Annotated in this window: 1 pseudogene; it reads right to left on the reverse strand. The window is 68.2% G+C overall.

Going from position 1 to position 274, the window contains the following annotated elements:
- Positions 1–274 (reverse strand): annotated as a pseudogene (locus AC0CH3_RS17805) (peptidase M28); the annotation flags it as partial.

The raw sequence follows: 274 nt of genomic DNA on the forward strand, positions 1-274 counted from the left end.
GTCGTTCGGTGCGGTCGTCCCCGGCAGCACGCCGATGACGTTCTTCGACGCCTGGCGCCGGCTCGTGTTGACAAAGCCGGTCGACAGCTTGAGGCCGAGCGGTACCGCCTTGAAGCCCTTCACCTTGGCCGCCGCGGCGAGCGCCGCATAATCCTGGCCCGCACTCGCGAAAACGCGCTCGGCGGCAGGCTTCTGCATCCAGCCGACGACCTGCGACTGGTCGAGAAGATCGCCCTTCTCGTCGAGCTCGAGCTGCGGCCCGGTCCAGGACGAC

It is taken from the genome of Sphingomonas sp. AC449 (assembly GCF_979253475.1).